The following is a 15700-nucleotide window of genomic DNA, read 5'->3' as shown; positions in this document are numbered from 1 at the left end:
ACCGGTGTTTTTTCGAATTTGTATCTGGCTTGGGTAAAATCACCTTGGGCATGCTTTAAATTCGAGCGGCAATAGGGTAATCAACAGATCTGGGTAAGTGAGAACCCGTAGACGAAAATTTGCCAGGAGCGCCACCGTGAACGAGATCCGAAAAATTGCGCCCGTCGCAATCTGGGACAATTTCCAGAAGCTTTGCGATACCCCGCGTCCGTCCAACAAGGAAGAAGCTGTTCTGAAGCTTCTGGAAAAGATGGCCGATGACAAAGGAGCCGCGCATTTCCGTGACAGCGGTGGCAACCTTGTTATCTCCATCCCCGCAACGGCGGGCTTTGAAAACCGCAAGATGGTTATTTTGCAGGCCCATGTCGACATGGTGACCCAGGCCAATTCCGGATCGACCCACAATTTCGATACTGATGCGATCCGGATGCTGATGGATGGGGAATGGATTACGGCCGACAACACAACGCTTGGCGCCGATAACGGCATTGGCGCAGCCGCAATGATGGCTTTCATGACCGAAGAGGGTCTTGAGCACGGTCCACTGGAACTTCTGTTCACGGTTGACGAAGAACGTGGCCTGACCGGTGCCATGAATCTTGAGCCGGGCCGTCTGAAGGGCGAGATCCTGCTTAATCTTGATACCGAAGACGAGTACGAGCTGTGTGTCGGCTGTGCCGGTGGTGGCGATCTGGTCGCGACTTATGAATATAGCGAAGAAGCCGTTGGCGGCGATCTGATGGCGCGCGATATTGCGCTGACCGGTTTGAAAGGTGGCCATTCGGGCATCGACATTATTCTTGGTCTTGGCAATGCTAACAAGCTGATGGCGCGTTTCCTGCGCACCGCAGTCCGTGATTTTGATGCCCGCATCGTTACGATCAATGCCGGTACCGCACGCAACGCGATCCCGCGTGAGTCCTTTGCGACCATCGTTCTGCCGGAAGGCAAGATTTCCGATTTCGACGCTGCACTCAGCGCCTTTGCAAGTGACGTCAAAGACGAAATTGGGGCGATTGAGCCGAACTTCGCGATCCGCGCAACCGAGGCAGAGCTGCCTGCCAAGGCCATGAGTGCCAAAGATTCTGCTGCGTTCAACAATGCGTGCGTTGGTGCCCCGAACGGTGTTCAGGCGATGAGCACGTCGGTTGAAGGGGTTGTTGAAACCTCGATCAATCTTGCCATTGTCAAGCTTGCTGACGGCAAAGCCAACGTCACGCTGTCAGCCCGAAGCTCGATCAATTCCGCCCGCGATGCCATGCGCGAAGTCGCAACGGCCGTGTTTGAAAATATCGGTGCGAGTGTTGCCTGGGGTGATGCTTATCCGGGCTGGAAGCCCGATGCCAACAGCGAAGTCGTCAGCCTGATGAAGTCCGTTCACAAGGACATGTTTGGCAAGGAGCCGGAAATTCGCGTCATCCATGCTGGCCTTGAATGCGGTGTGCTGGGTTCGAAATACCCGCATTGGGACATGGTATCGTTCGGTCCGACCATCAAACGTGCCCATAGCCCGGATGAATGTGTGCATGTACCAAGCGTCGCGCGCTTCTGGGATTATCTTCTGGCTGCGCTTAAGGCGATCCCGGCCAAGGGCTAAGGTCGTTAAAAGACTTGATGAATTGGATGCGGCTGATCGGGAAACCGGTCAGTCGCATTTGTTTTCGGCACACCATGCATCGCGGGCATCCGCGCCATTGCCCGGTACCAAGGCATCCAGATTGACAAAGCCGGTTTCGCCAATGCTGGTTTCAATCTCGATCCAGAAACCCTGACTGTCACCCGCGACATAGACGGTTTCAAAACGGGTGAGGCGGCGAATGATGGTGTCATTAACACTTGGCCCATCGCGCAAGTTCAAAAGTTCGCGGTCGACATAATAAGGATCACGGTCTTCGGCCATCAGATCCTTGACCTGTCGCGTGATTTCGGTGCCCTGACGCGCGACCAGTTCCGGGATGTCACGGGTAACAAACCCTTGCCCCGGGCCAAAGGCGATCAGGGCGGCAAAGATCAGGACAAACAAAGGGCTTAGATGCAAAAGCGCATCCATCATGCTCGCCCGTTTCCATTCATCGCGTACCCGGCGTGCCGGTTGACCGTCATCAAGGCGGCGCTGGCTTGCGCGGACCTGTTCGGCAAGGGCTGATCGATTGGCACCGATAAAATCAAGCGCCTGCATCAAAACGGCGCGCGCAAGCGGCTTGTTGCCCGACCGTTCAAACGCGTTGGCCTGGGTGAACAACATCTTGGCATTACCTTCGGGCGGGAAGGTGCCACCCCGCATATTGCCCAGAATGGCCTTCCACGCGGGCAAGAAGCTTTTCCAACCCCAGAATCCGCGCAGCCAGGTTTTGAAACTGGCCTTAAGGGCCATACGTTTTGCACCCTTGGGGGCAAGGTTGGCGGTAATGGTTTCGATCGAACAGGAATTCAGAAAGCCACGAACAACGGTAAACTCGACCTGACGTGGCTGGGCCGACACCACGCCGGTAACAGCGCACTGGATGAAGCCCTGTGCGTTGGGTTCTGTTCGTTTGCTTTTATGCCGTCGGGCGCCGGGATAAATATTGCTTTTGCGTGCGTTTGTCTTGGCTTGTTGCTCGCGGTAGGCCTGATTGGCGCGCGCGACTTTTTCTTCTGTCGTTTCGCGTGCTTTTTCCTGTTTGCGGCCGGTGCCGGCAAATCCCTGTTTGTGCTGGTTGGCATTTTGCGCACCAGCCGCGTTCGGGCCATAGGTGCCGGAAGTGGATTGGCCGTTTTGCTGGGTGTTTGTATTGCCGCCGGGCTTTTTCGCCCCCGCGGCCCCCGCAGACGGCTTTGGTGGTTTGCGTTCGCCAATCAGGATTTCATAGGCTTCGGTGATGTCTTTGAACTTGTCTTCCGAGTCCGGATCGGTGTTGCGGTCGGGATGAAATTCAAAGGCCAGCTTGCGATAGGCCAGCTTGATTTCCTTCGCGCTCGCGCCGGGCGCAATATTCAGCATGCGATAATAGATGCCGAGGTGGTCAGTGTTCATGATGAATGAAAGTTCCTGTCAGACGTGCTTCCCGGCGCGGGAATTCAGCAAATTACAATTTTATCGATAGCATTTCGCGGTGCAATCATAGGGTTGAAATCTTAACACGTTGTCACTTTTGACTAATTGCCATATTTTCAAGAATCACTTGAGCCCCGAATGCGAACAAACAGGTAGTCGCCTTGAAACTGAAATTTTGGCAACGCAAGTCCAAAGCGGATGATGATATGTCCGACGCGGACGCAATGTCTGCAGGCGTGGCCGAAGGGGAGGCGCCAGAGTTCGAAATGCCACCGGGGCATCATCTTGGTCTCGGGACGCGATTGCGGGCCAAGTGGGAAGGCTATGACGACCCGGTTGAGTATTACTTGCTTCAGCTTGAAATCGATGCGTATGCCGATTGGTTGCGCAAGATGCGTGTCTGGCTTGCCCGCCCGGTTGAGCCGGAGCTTGGCGAGCTTGATCTTGATGAAGAAATCGGGCGCTGGCCACCTGATCGCATCCGGCTGTACGACAAGCTGTTTGACCATGGCATCATGATGCCTGGCGGGCATGAATATGCACTTGAACTGGCCAAGCCGCTTGCACTTGACGAGACGCTGAGCTGTCTTGAAATCGGTGCGAAGCTGGGCGGTGTGGCGCGTGTGCTTGCCGATCGGTTGGGGGTCTGGGTGACGGCGCTTGAGCTGGACGGGGAATTGGCCCTTCTGGGGATGGATCGGTCTGTTCACGCTGGCGTTCAAAAGAAAGTCCCGGTTCAGACATTCGATCCGTTACAGCCGGATCTTCGCAAGGGGTATTTCAACGTCGTTTATTCGTACGGCGAGCTATACAAAATCCCGGAAAAGGAAAGCTTCCTTGCCGCTTTGGCCGATACCTTGCGCGAACATGGGCAGCTTCTGATTACCGATTATGTCCTGACGCGCGATCTTGATGCCAAAGAGTTGGAAGACTGGGCAAAGCTTGAAGACGAAGAGCTGTTTCCTTGGACTGCACAGGAATACAAATCCCGTCTGGGGCAGCTGAAATTCGATATCCGTATTGCCAAGGATGAGTCGGAAACGCATCTCAAACACATCAAACTGGCCTGGATGACCATGCTTTCCGATATCCAGAGTTCCGGTGTAGACCCCGATATGATGGATTATCTCGAGCCAGAGATGGAAATGTGGATGAATCGCGTAAAAATGCTTGAAAATGGCAGCCTGGCCTTTTATCGGTTCTACGCAACGATCAACTGATCGCTCAGGTTTTAGACTGCTGCTGGCGACTTGGGGTGGATTTGTTCCACTTTCTGTCGCCGCAACCTGTTTTAGGTGTTGACAGGGGCATGTCGTACTTCTATTTTCCGGCTTCCTCGAAGGGGCCAAGTTTCTAAGGTTTAAGATTATGAAGATCCGGAACTCATTGAAATCCGCGAAGCTGCGGGAAAAAGGCTGCCGTATCGTGCGCCGCCGTGGCCGCGTATACGTGATCAATAAAAAGAACCCGCGTTTCAAGGCACGCCAGGGTTAATTCCCGGTACCTTGTTCTAAGGTTTTACAAAACGCCGCATCGGTTCATCCAATGCGGCGTTTTGTTTTTTGGGCTTTCTGACCTTTCAGGTCAGCGTGGTCTGTGTGTGCTTAGCTGCCGGTCTACGTTGTAAACAGTTCGGTCTTGCTGTGGCGGCCACGCAAAAGAACATCGCCGGCCTTGCTGACGCGTTCCGGATTGGCCAACAGATTTCGGGTGGTTTCCGAAATCAGGATCTGTGTTCCCAGAACCTTGTTTTCCTGTTCAAGCCTGGATGCGGTATTGACCGCGTCGCCATGGACGGTAAAGGACAGGCGGGCCTTTGCGCCGACATTCCCGGCCACCATCGAGCCGGTATTGACCCCACAGCGGACTTTTAGCTCCAACCCTTCGAAGGTGCGTTTTTCAACTTCCTTTTGCAGGGCGATGGCGCTGTCAACGGCGGCATCCGCATGGTGTTTCAGATCATCAAACACGTTATAGACCGCCAGGATCGCATCCCCCTGAAACTGGGTGATGATGCCCCCATTGCTTTCGATGATCTGGGTTGCGCAATCGAAATAGTCATTGAGCATCGCAATGATCTGTTTCGGATCAAGGCTTTCGCACATGGATGTAAAGCCGACAATGTCGATGAACAGCACCGTGGCTTCGGAAGTTTGCGGCGGTAGAACGCCGGAATCATTGCCCGATGCGAGGAGCTTCTTGGCTATGGATTGCGGGACAAACTTACCAAACAGGCTGGTGATGCGTTCGCGGTCGTGAACGGCCATCATCATGTGATTGAATGATCGCGCGGCATCATCATATTCGCGAATGCGGCTGCCCTTGAGCTGGGGGATATCGGAAGACGCGATGTCTTCATCTTCAAAGGCACGTGCTGCACTGGCAAACCTTCGGATCGGTTTGGTGAAGTGCCGCGACAGGATAATCGCAACAATGACCGACAGCACAAACACGCCACCACCAAGGATGGACGCCAGAACCAGTCGATCCCATTCATCGTCAAACAGTTCCTCGTCGAAATACATGCCGATAACGACCGGTGAAATCGGAGCGGTGAGGATCTGACGCGTGACGATCAGATGATACCGGTCATTGTGATCAAGCCCCGACAGGCTGATGCCGCTGTTGTGGCGTTCGTCATCGGGATCAAGCGGGATGTTCTCGGACTTGCCAAGATTGGCCAGAACCGGATCACCGATGTCATTGATGGTGGGCAGGGGGATCGGGCTGCGCGCAATTTCCGCTCCGTTATCCCCAACGCTTGCGGTTTTTTCTCCCCAGTTTCTGAGTTCCGGGTGGGCCATGACGCGGTTGCCACCAATCAGGATAAAGGGCGTACCGGGCAAATCTTCGCGGCCGCGGATCAGGCTGTCCGACAGGTTGGACAATGACAGGTACTGGATGAAGGTGCCCAGATAATGCCCGTCATAGAACAGCGGGATCCAGCTTGTCAGCACAGTGCGCTTAAAGAACGGGTCCCAACGCGGATAGCCCGTCCGGTTTGTAACGGGGCCGCGAATATGGGCAAGTTCGGAAAACAGCATGTCGTCTTCGGGCAGGGTGCGCCTGATTTCGCTCATATCTTCCGGGTTAAAGCCGATAAATTGGCGCTCGCCGGTCACCAGTCCATAGGCCATGACACCCATGTCGGCTGCTGCAAGGGCGCGCATGGCATTGGTCCAGCCATATTGGAAGCTTGGATCAAGGGCGCCACTAGCCACCTGTTCGGCAACCCAGTCGGAGCGTTGATCAACCTCGCTCATGCGTTCATGCATGGTGCGTTGTACCGATGTCAGATCAACATCGGCCAGCATCACCCATAAATTGCGGGTGTTCTCATAGGCCGTTCCTAGGCCGACATAAAGGGATAGTCCGACGCCAAAAACACTGGTGGCGATAAAACCGGCAAGCAGTACAGACAGGACAGAATATCTGCGTTTTGATTTCACTCGGTTTTCTTCCCGAAAAGAGGTTTTCCCCAACCCCGCGCTGATCTTAGCGGCGATCGAACTTGGTTGAAAGGATGATCGAACTTGACGTGCGTTTTATTCCTGCCATCCCGCCGATCCGGTCCAGTACCCCGTCAAGTTGTTCGGGTGTGTTGGCCGCGACTTCGGCAATCAGGTCATATTCGCCAGAAACCGCCAGGCATCGAATGCAATGCGGGATTTTCTGAAGCGCGCCGACAACACCGGCGGACTGTTTCTGTTCAAGCTGGATCATGACTTCGGCAAGCAATACGGGCTTTGCGTGGTCGCCAAGCTGAACCGTATAACCCTTTATGATCTCGGCCTTTTCAAGGCGCTCGATGCGTTCCTGAACTGCGCTGCGTGACAGGCCAACGTCACGCGCGAGGGCTGCGGTCGGAATGCGGGCATTTTCCTGCAGGCGGGCGATCAGGCGACGATCAATTTCATCCATCTGACGTTTCATCGGTTTTACCCTTTAAAATGACGGGTCTTTGTTTTGTTTCGACAGTATCGCCGGGTTGAAAGCGTTCGTCCAGCGGCGGAACATTATTAGGCAAAAACAAAACATGATCAGGGCAGGCGAAGCATCAGCGGTAATGATGTCTGTTCGTTCGGGAGTTAGAGAACATGAAAAAGATTTTGATCCTCGGGGCCGGGAAAATCGGTCGTATCGCTGCGGTGATGCTCAATGAAAGTGGCGATTATGCGGTGACCCTGGCGGATGCCAGTGGTGATATGCTTGAAATATGCGGTCAGGATGATGCGGCAACACTGGTAAAGGTCGACGTCACCGACGAGGCGGCATTGACCGAAGTCGCCAAGGGGCAAGACGCAATCCTGTCGACCTGTCCGTTCTTTTTGAATGTGGCGATTGCACGTGTCGCGCGCGCGGTCGGCGCATCTTATTTTGATGTCACCGAAGACGTCGAAACTACGCGCGCCATTCGTGAGATCTCAAAGGGGGCTACGGGCGCCTTTGTTCCGCAATGTGGCTTGGCGCCCGGGTTTATTTCGATTGCGGCCCACGATCTGTTCAAACGCTTTGATCGTGTGGACAAGCTTCGTTTGCGGGTTGGGGCGTTGCCGCAAAACCCGACCAACCGTTTGAAATATAACCTTACCTGGTCAACCGATGGCCTGATCAACGAGTATCTCAACCCTTGTGAAGCGATCCTGAATGGCAAGCGTGTCGAGGTGCTGCCGCTTGAAGGCTACGAGCGTTTCACCATCAATGGCACAGAGTACGAGGCCTTCAATACATCAGGCGGCGTCGGGGCGCTGTGTGACATGCTCGAAGGCAAGGTTGATAATCTGGATTACAAAACCGTGCGCTATCCGGGGCATCAGGAAATCCTGAAAATCCTGATCGAGGATCTTCGTCTGGGTGAACGTCCCGACATGATGAAGGAAATCTTTGAAAATGCCCTGCCTGTGACCAAGCAGGACGTCATCGTGATCTTTGCCGATGCGGTCGGAACGCAGCGCGGAGAGCTGCGTGAAGAAAGTTTTATTCGCAAGGTCCATGGCACCAGCGTTGGCGGCAAGGACTGGTCAGCGATCCAGATCACGACATCGGCCGGTCTGTGTGCCGTGATGGATATGGTTCTGACCGGAAAATTGGCGACATCCGGATATGTCCGCCAGGAAGAAGTCACACTCGAAGGTTTTCTGGCAAATCGGTTCGGGCGATATTTCGGACACGCCAATTAAACAGCGCAATCGGCGGGTTCATAAGCCCTTACCAAAAGAACCCTTCGGAAGTGATTTCGGAGGGTTCTTTTTATTTTCAGTGTCTTATGTGGCAAAATTTGACCTGATCGATTGGATGAAGTTCGGCGGCCAGCACGGCAAATCGGCACTATTTTCCATGTATGGAATGGTTGGAAAATTTATGGCAAAGACGTGGTTTGTTAACGCTTCGACCTTATGGTGAAACGAAATTCGGTTTCTCTTGGGTAATAGGTATTCCTTGTCTGATTTTGCCGACATCTACCGTTCTGCATTGAACCTGTATGAGGCAGGTCGCTACGCAGAGGCAGAAGAATCCTGTCAGCGAATGATCCGTTCATTCCCACAGGCCGCAGAAGCCATGCATTTGGCTGGCCTTGTTGCCATGCGCCACGGGAACCAGACGCTTGCGGCAGAGCGCATGGGCAGAGCCGCGATCGCCGATGCCAATAGTGCCGAAATCCAGCATGACCACGCTCAGGCCCTTAAGGCGATTGGCAAGCTCCGTGATGCTGTTGGGGCGTTCAAACGTGCCATTCGCCTGTGCCCGGATGCGCCAGCCCTTTATTGCAATATCGCCAACACCTATCGCCAGCTTGATGAACTTGACGCGGCGCGCGAGAATTATGAACGCGCCCTCGAACTGGCGCCCGATGTGGCGGAAATTCATGCCAATTATGCTGCCTGCCAATATGCGATGGGCGACGTGGACGGGGCAGAAAAATCCTGTTTGACCGCGCTTAAGACGCACGATGACATCGTCAATGCGTTGGTTCTGATTGGTCAAATCCGGCTGGATCAGGGACGTACTGTTTCAGCAAGTGAACCCTTGCGCCGTGCACTGTCACTGGAGCCGGGCAATCCGCGGGCCTTGACCGCCTATGGCGATGCGCTTTTCCGGCTTGGTCAGTTTGCCGGGGCGCAGCATTGCCTTCGGCAGGTTCTTGCCCTTGATCCCGATGATGCCAAGGCACGCAGAACTCTTGCGTTGCTTAACCTGCGTGTCGGGCAGGGGACAGAGGCAATCGGGGCGCTTGAACCACTTTTGGCCCATAATCCGGAAGATCCGCAATTGCTGCTGATGATGGGCGAAGCGCTTAGCCTTGTTGGCCGTCATAGTGAGGCAGTTGAACGGTTTGGCGCTGCCATCGGGGCCGGTGGTGGGGATGATGCCGTATTCCGTCTGGCTGTTGAACTGGCCGAAGAAGGCGATACAGGTTCCGCCCAGTCTGTCTTGCAAAACGGCATTGATCGCAAGATTGCCGCTGGTGAAAATACCGCCTTGTTCCGCACAGCACGCCGTTTGCTGTTTGCGCCCGTGCCGACCGATCTTGCCGCGCAGAATGACGAGGTGGTGCGTGATCTTCTTGACGATACGCTTGATGAAGATGCGCTTGAGCCGGATCTTGAATTTGTCGGTTCTGACCGGATCGATCCCATTGTCCTGACGCGGTTCCCGCCTGTCTGGCGCGCAGCATTGCGCCCGGAAGGCGACAAGCAATTGCGGGCGGTTGGCCACTATTGGGAACGATTGGTGTCAGGCTACGACGTGCCGGAAGTCAGTTCGTCTCCTGCGCGCACGGGTGCCAAAATCCGTATTGGCATTGTGTCTGCCAATATGTGGGACAATGGTATCGGTCGCTGGATTGCTGGTCTGGCCGAGGCAATTGACCGTGACCGGTTCGATGTCACCATCATTCGACCGCCAACCGGTGAAGATGATATTACCGCGCGTATTGATGAGCATGGCGATTTGGTTGTGCCATTGCCACTTGATCCCTTGCATTCGGCACGGGTGATATCGGGTCTTGGGCTTGATGTTTTGCATTATGTCGACCCGCAGGCGGACGCCTATACCATGTTGTTGGCAAGCTGGCGTTTGGCGCCGCTTCAGATTTCGGGTGGCGGTATTGCTGCGACGAGCGGTCTTTCAAACATTGACTATCATCTGATCGCCGAGGACTGGGAAACGGCCGGCGGGGAAAAGCGGTTCAGTGAAAAACTTGTGCGCCTTCCGGGCCTGTTTGTAAATGCCAGTCCGCCAGAACCGGTTGAGATGTCGACAACCGATTTGCAGCGGCGCTGGCGGCTAGCACAGGATCGCAATACCTATCTGTGCCCTCAACCACTTGATGTACTGACGGCCGAGTTTGATCCGCTGATTGCGGAAATCCTGCGTCTTGATGAAACGGCTGAACTTCTGTTGATTGCGCCCGAACGTGACAGTTGGGATGCCGCATGGGGCCGTCGCTTTGCCATCAATCATGCTGATGTTGCCGGGCGGATGCGGTTTGTCGATGTGCGCAACCGTGCCGATTTGCTGTCGCTTCTTTGTGCGGTTGATGTCGTGCTCGAAAGTCCGGCCTGGAATGATGCGATGCTGGCCTTCGATTGTCTGGGGCTTGGTGTGCCGCTGGTGACACTGCCGGGCAATGCGGCACGATCACGACGCAGCCATACCTGTTATCGTCAGATATCGGTCTTTGACTGTGTTGCGTATCATTCTGCCGATTTCGTGGATACGGCTTTGACTTTGGCGACGGATAAACGCCGTCGCTCTGTCGTGTCGCACGCCATCAAGAGCCGCTCGCACATTCTGTTTGGCCAGAAGTCATCCTTTGACGCCTATATGCAGTTTCTTGATAGCTGCGTTTCCGTGCCACAAGGTGCGGCCCTTCAAGAGCAAGTCTGATTTCACCGTGAATTAGCTGAGCACGTCTATGTCAGCTTCGGAAAGGGCTGCGGGCACTATGGTCAGCGGCAGTCGCAACTGACCGACCGTGTCGCTTTTGGTCAGAGCGGTAATCAGCGGGCCGGGGCCGTCGCTTGTGGTGCCAGCTGCCAGAACCAGAATGGAAATCTGTTCTTCTTCATCAAGAAGGTTTAGCAACTCGTCCTTAAGCCGGCCTTCGCGGATGAACAGAAGCGGCATGCTGCCGGTTTGTTCATGAACATAGGCGGCAAGTTCGTTGACGCGTGATTCCGCTTCGTCCCGGGCTTCTTCCTTCATCAGGTCGCCAACCGCCATCCAGTGCTGGAATTCGGCGGGTTCAATCACGCTAAGAAGGGCTACGCGGCCGCCGGTATGCTGCGCGCGACGGCAGGCATAACGCAATGCCTTGGTCATTTCATCGCTGTCATCCACGACAACAAGAAATGTCCTGTTTGAGGTCGCACGAAGTTCCTGATCGGCATCAAATGAAGGCATTTGGGTTCTCTGAACAGTTGCACTCAACCGCTGCGACACTGAACAGATGTGGGACTGTTGTTACGAGCGGACTGTCAAATTGTGCCGCAAGTCATCGCCGCTTTCCAAGTGATTTTTGGCTGATACGACAAAGATTTATGCGTTGCAGCTTTGTTGGACGTAATGCTGCATCTGCGAAATCACAAGGGTCGGGAAAGCGCAGACATACCGTGAGCGCGGCAGAGCACTGTTAGCTTTTGCGGAATGCGACGCTGGCGATCCAGCCGGAGACAACCGCAATAATGACGGCGATAATGCCATAGAGTGCCGAGTAACGATGGGCAAACTCATAGACCTCCGCACTGACGCCGGTTTTTGATACAACCAGCGGTGTTGTCTTGACGCTGGCAACGCGGCCATCACGCATCAGATAGACATTGATGGTGTAGGTACCGGTCGGCGTGTTGGCCGGAAAATGGATGTCGGTTCGAAACAGCTGATTGGACAGGAAGCTGATTTTTGCCGGGCGTTCGCCAAACAGACCTGAGTTCTGCATATTGCGAACCAGGGCTTCGCGATAGATCGGCTTGTTTTCATCGCTTATTTCGCTTTCGGGAACAAAGCGCAGGTTTTGCAGGCCGATACGGTAATCAAGCAAAACCTCTGGCGGTGCGATGATGTCCATCGGGCGGTTTGACGCGCTGGCATAGTAGGCAGGCACATTTTTATAACGCGCACTTTGACTGTTAACCCAGATGCCGACTTTGCGTTCTTTCTTACGCACCACCATGTCCTGATCCGGACCACGCACGGTGACGATCACATCACCTTCGTCCTCGACTGCACCAAACAGAAGCACGTTGGTTCCGGTAAAGCCGGTTGTGATGGCGACAAGGTGGTTGGAAAGATCAACAACAAGTGGATCGGCGGAGGCCTTTTTGACTGCAGTGCCCATTGTCAAAACGGGCAGCAGGCCAAGCGCCATAATCGCCACCAGCATGCGCGAAGAAACTGTCATCACAGATCCCCCGGCATGATGGAATAGAGATCACCCGGCGTGATCACCAGATCAAACAGCAGTTTCAAACAGACTGAGAGAACCAGAAGGCCAAGCAGAGCGCGAAGGTGTTCTGCCTTAAGGCGTGCGCCAAACTGGGCGCCGAATTGTGCACCGATGACGCCACCAATCAAAAGCAGGATGGCAAGTGCAACATCCACGGTCTGGGTTTGTACCGATTGCAGGAAGGTCACGTTGGCGGTAACAAAGATAATCTGAAACAGCGATGTTCCGATCACCACGCCGGTCGGCATGCCCAGCAGATAAATCATCGCGGGCACCATCACGAAACCGCCGCCGACGCCCATCAGGGCGGTCAGCATACCTACAAAGAATCCCACGGCGAGTGGCAAAAGTGCACTGATATAAAGCCCCGAGCGATAAAAGCGCATCTTGAAGGGCAGGCCATGGATAAAGCTGTGCTGATGTTTTTTGGAGCGGCGAACCTGGCCGCCGCGCCGCCGGGTGCGGAAAATCGCACGGGTCGCCTCAAACAGCATCATGCCGCCAATGATGCCAAGGAAGATCACATAGCAAAGCGAAATGACAAGGTCGATCTGGCCGAGTGACCGTAACCAGGCAAAGACCCAGACACCTGCGGTCGAGCCCAGAATACCACCCGCCAGCAGGACAAGCCCCATCTTGAGGTCAACATTGCCGCGCTTCCAGTGGGCAAACACGCCCGATACGGACGATGCCACAATCTGGTTGGCAGCTGTTGCCACAGAAACAGCTGGGGGAATGCCATAAAAGATCAAAAGCGGGGTAATCAGAAACCCGCCACCAACGCCAAAAAGGCCAGACAAAAAGCCGACCCCGCCGCCCAGTCCCAGGATGAGGAATATATTTACCGATATCTCGGCAATCGGGAGATAGATTTGCATCGCGGGCAGGCTAACAGCGTTTGATTGATTGTTGTTCTTCAGTCTAACATATTGTGCAAATGCAACAATCGCCAAATGGCGCTATATCGGACCGGTTTCGTATTTTTTATAAGGTTTCTCATGTCGTCATCTTCAAGTGGTCCCCATGATGCAACGCTCGACGCACGTGGTCTGATGTGTCCTATGCCGGTTCTTAAGGCCAAAAAGGCGCTGCGCGACGTTAAAAATGGCGGGATTCTAAGGGTAATGGCAACTGATCCCGGCTCTGTTGCGGATATGAAATCCTTTTGCGAGATGACGGGAAACCGGCTGATTTCGTCTGAGCAGGACGGGGATGTGTTTATCTATCACATCGAAAAATCCGGTGCCTGAGACCAAATCTCCTACCGCCCCACAATGAAAGTACCACCAATGGCACTCACCGCCTCTGATCTGACCTGGTTGGATTGTGACTTTGATGATCTATCCGCACGTCACGTACACAGCCTCTTAAAGCTGCGTCAGCAGATTTTCATTATCGAACAGACCTGTATATTTCCAGACATTGATGGACTAGATCCACTGTGCCGGCATGTCGTTGCGTATGATGGTGATGATGTATTGGCGGCGGCCCGCATTGTTGCGCCGGGCATTGACCCGGATCATGCAGAACAGGGTGATCGGCCGGCGATCGGGCGTGTGGTGACAAGCGAACGACTGCGCGGTCAGGGTATTGGCCGCAAAGTGATGCGGCGCGCAATTGATGTCTGTACGCGCGATTTCACCGGAAAACCGATTTATCTGAACGGCCAGTTATATCTTCGTGATTTCTACGAGAGCCTCGGATTCGTGCAGTTTGGTGACGAATACGAAGAAGACGGCATTCCCCACATCAGTATGGAACGTCCGGCTGGTTAGGGCTCCACAAGCAAGCATCAGCGGCACTTAGCGCACGCCGCTGGTCGCCATGCCGGTGAAGAACTCAAGCTGCCAATTCATGTCATCTTCGCTGAGCGGATATTGGTTGCCGCTCCGCGGGTTAAGGGTCTGACTTGGCGGCACATGGCCAAGCTTGACCTGAATTTTAACCGCAAGATCGGCGGGTAGGCCGGCTTTCCACGCCAGTGACACAACGCCTTTGGCCGAATGGGTGTTCAGCACTTTGGTCACGGCTTCGGGTGAAATTCCTGCCAGAACGGCAAGTGACGCACGGGCGAATTTGATATCATTGGCCGCCAATGCCTTTGCGACTTCCTTGGCGGTCAGCTTTTTCTTGGCATGCATGGCCAGCGCCTTTTCAAAGGCTGGTTCTTCTTCCTCTTCGTCGTCATCGGCTACGACACCTTTTTTGTCCGACTTTTTGTCGGACTTCGGTTCTGCCTTGTCTTTTGCTTTGGCCTCGTCCTTGTCAGCCTTGATTTTCTTCGCATCGGTGGCGACGTCATCGCGCTTTTCAAATTCACCGGACGCGATGCGTCGCTGAACGACTTCACGGACAGCTTCAAGCTGATCTTTCTTAAGATCCTTGCGACGTTCGAGAACGCTAATCAGGTTTTCGGCAACAAAGCGTGCGAGTTTACCTGCAGCGGTCGGTGTCAGGCTTGGGCGCTCCACAAGGGGTTCGTGCCATTCCGGATAATCCGGTGCGCGGTCAATCAGCTGATCAAGCGTTTCTTCGCGGATCTGGGCGGACTTGTTGCCCAACAGATGGGAAATTGCATCCTTGTCGCTGCTTGCGGCAATGGCATCAGCAAGCTTTTCGCCAACGTTTCGGCGGCGCGAGACAAAGCTGAGCGCGCCACGACCAGAACTGCCTTCAATGATTTCAAGAAGATCATCTTCGGTCAGGACCGGGGAATATTGCAGGACAGGACCACAGACAACGCTTTCGGCATCACGCGCCAGCTGCTGAATGATCGGCTGCGGGGCGTCTGCGATATCCTTGAGCGTTTCGGATATGACCTGACGGACATGGACGGCCTGGTCGCGCGCAAGCTTATCAAGCGCCTCATAGGTCATCCGGCGCAGTTTGTCGGTTTCGTTCGGGCTGAGGCCAGCTGACAGCTGGGCAATTTTCTCGGCCAGGCTGCCACGCACGCTGTCATCATTATCGTCGGTCAGAAGAACATCGGCCTGAACCGGCGTTGCTTCGTTCGCAGCAATATGTCGGCGGACGGACGAGTCTTGGTCAGATGCCAGGAAATACAGGATTTCCGGGCGCGTATCATGGCGCTGCGCCAGCTTTCCGCGCACATCAGCATCCGGGCTTGCCGCCATTTCCTTGGCTTCGTCATAGGTGATTGGCGTTTCGCTACGCTTGGTAAATACCCGCTGCAAAAATCCCTTCATCGGACATTC

14 protein-coding genes are annotated in these 15700 nt (G+C 54.5%); 7 read left to right on the top strand and 7 right to left on the bottom strand.

Annotated features, from left to right (window positions below):
- Window positions 1-136: 136 nt before the first annotated feature.
- Entirely contained in the window at window positions 137-1597 is a 1461-nt protein-coding gene (locus ACXAIA_RS07030) for an aminoacyl-histidine dipeptidase (RefSeq protein ID WP_475348715.1), read from the top strand.
- 48 nt (window positions 1598-1645) lie between these two features.
- On the opposite strand, the gene ACXAIA_RS07025 is transcribed toward ACXAIA_RS07030, so the two are convergent.
- Window positions 1646-3016, bottom strand: coding sequence for a DnaJ domain-containing protein (locus ACXAIA_RS07025; protein WP_475348714.1), 1371 nt, complete (start codon window positions 3014-3016; stop codon window positions 1646-1648).
- 227 nt (window positions 3017-3243) lie between these two features.
- Here ACXAIA_RS07025 and ACXAIA_RS07020 point away from each other — a divergent pair, with 227 nt between their 5' ends.
- Both ACXAIA_RS07020 and ykgO read left to right on the top strand, forming a co-directional pair.
- On the top strand, window positions 3244-4257 hold the full coding sequence (locus ACXAIA_RS07020; RefSeq protein WP_475348713.1) for a methyltransferase domain-containing protein: 1014 nt from the start codon (window positions 3244-3246) through the stop codon (window positions 4255-4257).
- A 148-nt stretch (window positions 4258-4405) separates the two neighbouring features.
- Window positions 4406-4531, top strand: coding sequence for a type B 50S ribosomal protein L36 (ykgO, locus tag ACXAIA_RS07015; protein ID WP_007090004.1), 126 nt, complete (start codon window positions 4406-4408; stop codon window positions 4529-4531).
- Window positions 4532-4653: 122 nt separating this feature from the next.
- Here ykgO and ACXAIA_RS07010 read toward each other — a convergent pair whose 3' ends face one another.
- Both ACXAIA_RS07010 and ACXAIA_RS07005 read right to left on the bottom strand, forming a co-directional pair.
- Entirely contained in the window at window positions 4654-6486 is a 1833-nt protein-coding gene (locus ACXAIA_RS07010; RefSeq protein WP_475348712.1) for an adenylate/guanylate cyclase domain-containing protein, read from the bottom strand.
- A 46-nt stretch (window positions 6487-6532) separates the two neighbouring features.
- Window positions 6533-6970, bottom strand: coding sequence for an Lrp/AsnC family transcriptional regulator (locus ACXAIA_RS07005; RefSeq protein ID WP_475348711.1), 438 nt, complete (start codon window positions 6968-6970; stop codon window positions 6533-6535).
- 164 nt (window positions 6971-7134) lie between these two features.
- Between ACXAIA_RS07005 and ACXAIA_RS07000 the strand changes: the two genes are divergently transcribed.
- Together ACXAIA_RS07000 and ACXAIA_RS06995 are read left to right on the top strand one after the other, a co-directional pair.
- A complete protein-coding gene (locus ACXAIA_RS07000; RefSeq protein WP_475348710.1) occupies window positions 7135-8217 on the top strand; it encodes a saccharopine dehydrogenase family protein in 1083 nt (360 codons plus the stop codon).
- A gap of 241 nt (window positions 8218-8458) precedes the next feature.
- Window positions 8459-10927, top strand: a complete 2469-nt coding sequence (locus ACXAIA_RS06995) for a tetratricopeptide repeat protein (protein WP_475348709.1) — start codon at window positions 8459-8461, stop codon at window positions 10925-10927.
- 12 nt (window positions 10928-10939) lie between these two features.
- Here ACXAIA_RS06995 and ACXAIA_RS06990 read toward each other — a convergent pair whose 3' ends face one another.
- The 3 genes from ACXAIA_RS06990 to ACXAIA_RS06980 all read right to left on the bottom strand — a co-directional run bounded on the left by ACXAIA_RS06990 (window position 10940) and on the right by ACXAIA_RS06980 (window position 13363).
- The gene (locus tag ACXAIA_RS06990) at window positions 10940-11443 is read right to left on the bottom strand and encodes a universal stress protein (protein WP_475347286.1); all 504 of its coding nucleotides are present in this window, start codon (window positions 11441-11443) and stop codon (window positions 10940-10942) included.
- A 229-nt stretch (window positions 11444-11672) separates the two neighbouring features.
- Complete coding sequence (locus ACXAIA_RS06985; RefSeq protein ID WP_475348708.1) at window positions 11673-12440, bottom strand: TIGR02186 family protein; 768 nt, start codon at window positions 12438-12440, stop codon at window positions 11673-11675.
- Complete coding sequence (locus ACXAIA_RS06980) at window positions 12440-13363, bottom strand: sulfite exporter TauE/SafE family protein (protein ID WP_475347288.1); 924 nt, start codon at window positions 13361-13363, stop codon at window positions 12440-12442. Before ACXAIA_RS06980 ends, ACXAIA_RS06985 begins: the two co-directional genes overlap by 1 nt.
- A gap of 120 nt (window positions 13364-13483) precedes the next feature.
- Between ACXAIA_RS06980 and ACXAIA_RS06975 the strand changes: the two genes are divergently transcribed.
- Complete coding sequence (locus ACXAIA_RS06975) at window positions 13484-13735, top strand: sulfurtransferase TusA family protein (protein ID WP_475348707.1); 252 nt, start codon at window positions 13484-13486, stop codon at window positions 13733-13735.
- Window positions 13736-13774: 39 nt separating this feature from the next.
- Window positions 13775-14260, top strand: coding sequence for a GNAT family N-acetyltransferase (locus ACXAIA_RS06970; RefSeq protein WP_475348706.1), 486 nt, complete (start codon window positions 13775-13777; stop codon window positions 14258-14260).
- A gap of 27 nt (window positions 14261-14287) precedes the next feature.
- Here ACXAIA_RS06970 and ACXAIA_RS06965 read toward each other — a convergent pair whose 3' ends face one another.
- Window positions 14288-15691 carry a DUF2336 domain-containing protein gene (locus ACXAIA_RS06965; protein WP_475348705.1) on the bottom strand — a complete coding sequence of 468 codons (1404 nt, stop codon included), beginning with the start codon at window positions 15689-15691 and terminating at the stop codon, window positions 14288-14290.
- Between the last annotated feature and the right edge of the window lie 9 nt (window positions 15692-15700).

The sequence above is a fragment of the Thalassospira sp. ABL2_045 genome, from assembly GCF_056161285.1.
Note: the sequence above shows the minus strand (reverse complement) of the source record. Positions and strands in the feature narration are given on the sequence as shown.

What these genes read in the sequence shown, in the direction of transcription:
- ACXAIA_RS06985 (WP_475348708.1), bottom strand. Translation starts at nt 12,440, where the DNA reads ATGACAGTTTCTTCGCGCATGCTGGTGGCGATTATGGCGCTTGGCCTG.
- ACXAIA_RS07020 (WP_475348713.1), top strand. Translation starts at nt 3,244, where the DNA reads ATGTCCGACGCGGACGCAATGTCTGCAGGCGTGGCCGAAGGGGAGGCG.
- ACXAIA_RS06970 (WP_475348706.1), top strand. Translation starts at nt 13,775, where the DNA reads ATGGCACTCACCGCCTCTGATCTGACCTGGTTGGATTGTGACTTTGAT.
- ACXAIA_RS07000 (WP_475348710.1), top strand. Translation starts at nt 7,135, where the DNA reads ATGAAAAAGATTTTGATCCTCGGGGCCGGGAAAATCGGTCGTATCGCT.
- ACXAIA_RS06990 (WP_475347286.1), bottom strand. Translation starts at nt 11,443, where the DNA reads ATGCCTTCATTTGATGCCGATCAGGAACTTCGTGCGACCTCAAACAGG.
- ACXAIA_RS07025 (WP_475348714.1), bottom strand. Translation starts at nt 3,016, where the DNA reads ATGAACACTGACCACCTCGGCATCTATTATCGCATGCTGAATATTGCG.
- ACXAIA_RS06975 (WP_475348707.1), top strand. Translation starts at nt 13,484, where the DNA reads ATGTCGTCATCTTCAAGTGGTCCCCATGATGCAACGCTCGACGCACGT.
- ACXAIA_RS06965 (WP_475348705.1), bottom strand. Translation starts at nt 15,691, where the DNA reads ATGAAGGGATTTTTGCAGCGGGTATTTACCAAGCGTAGCGAAACGCCA.
- ykgO (WP_007090004.1), top strand. Translation starts at nt 4,406, where the DNA reads ATGAAGATCCGGAACTCATTGAAATCCGCGAAGCTGCGGGAAAAAGGC.
- ACXAIA_RS07005 (WP_475348711.1), bottom strand. Translation starts at nt 6,970, where the DNA reads ATGAAACGTCAGATGGATGAAATTGATCGTCGCCTGATCGCCCGCCTG.
- ACXAIA_RS06980 (WP_475347288.1), bottom strand. Translation starts at nt 13,363, where the DNA reads ATGCAAATCTATCTCCCGATTGCCGAGATATCGGTAAATATATTCCTC.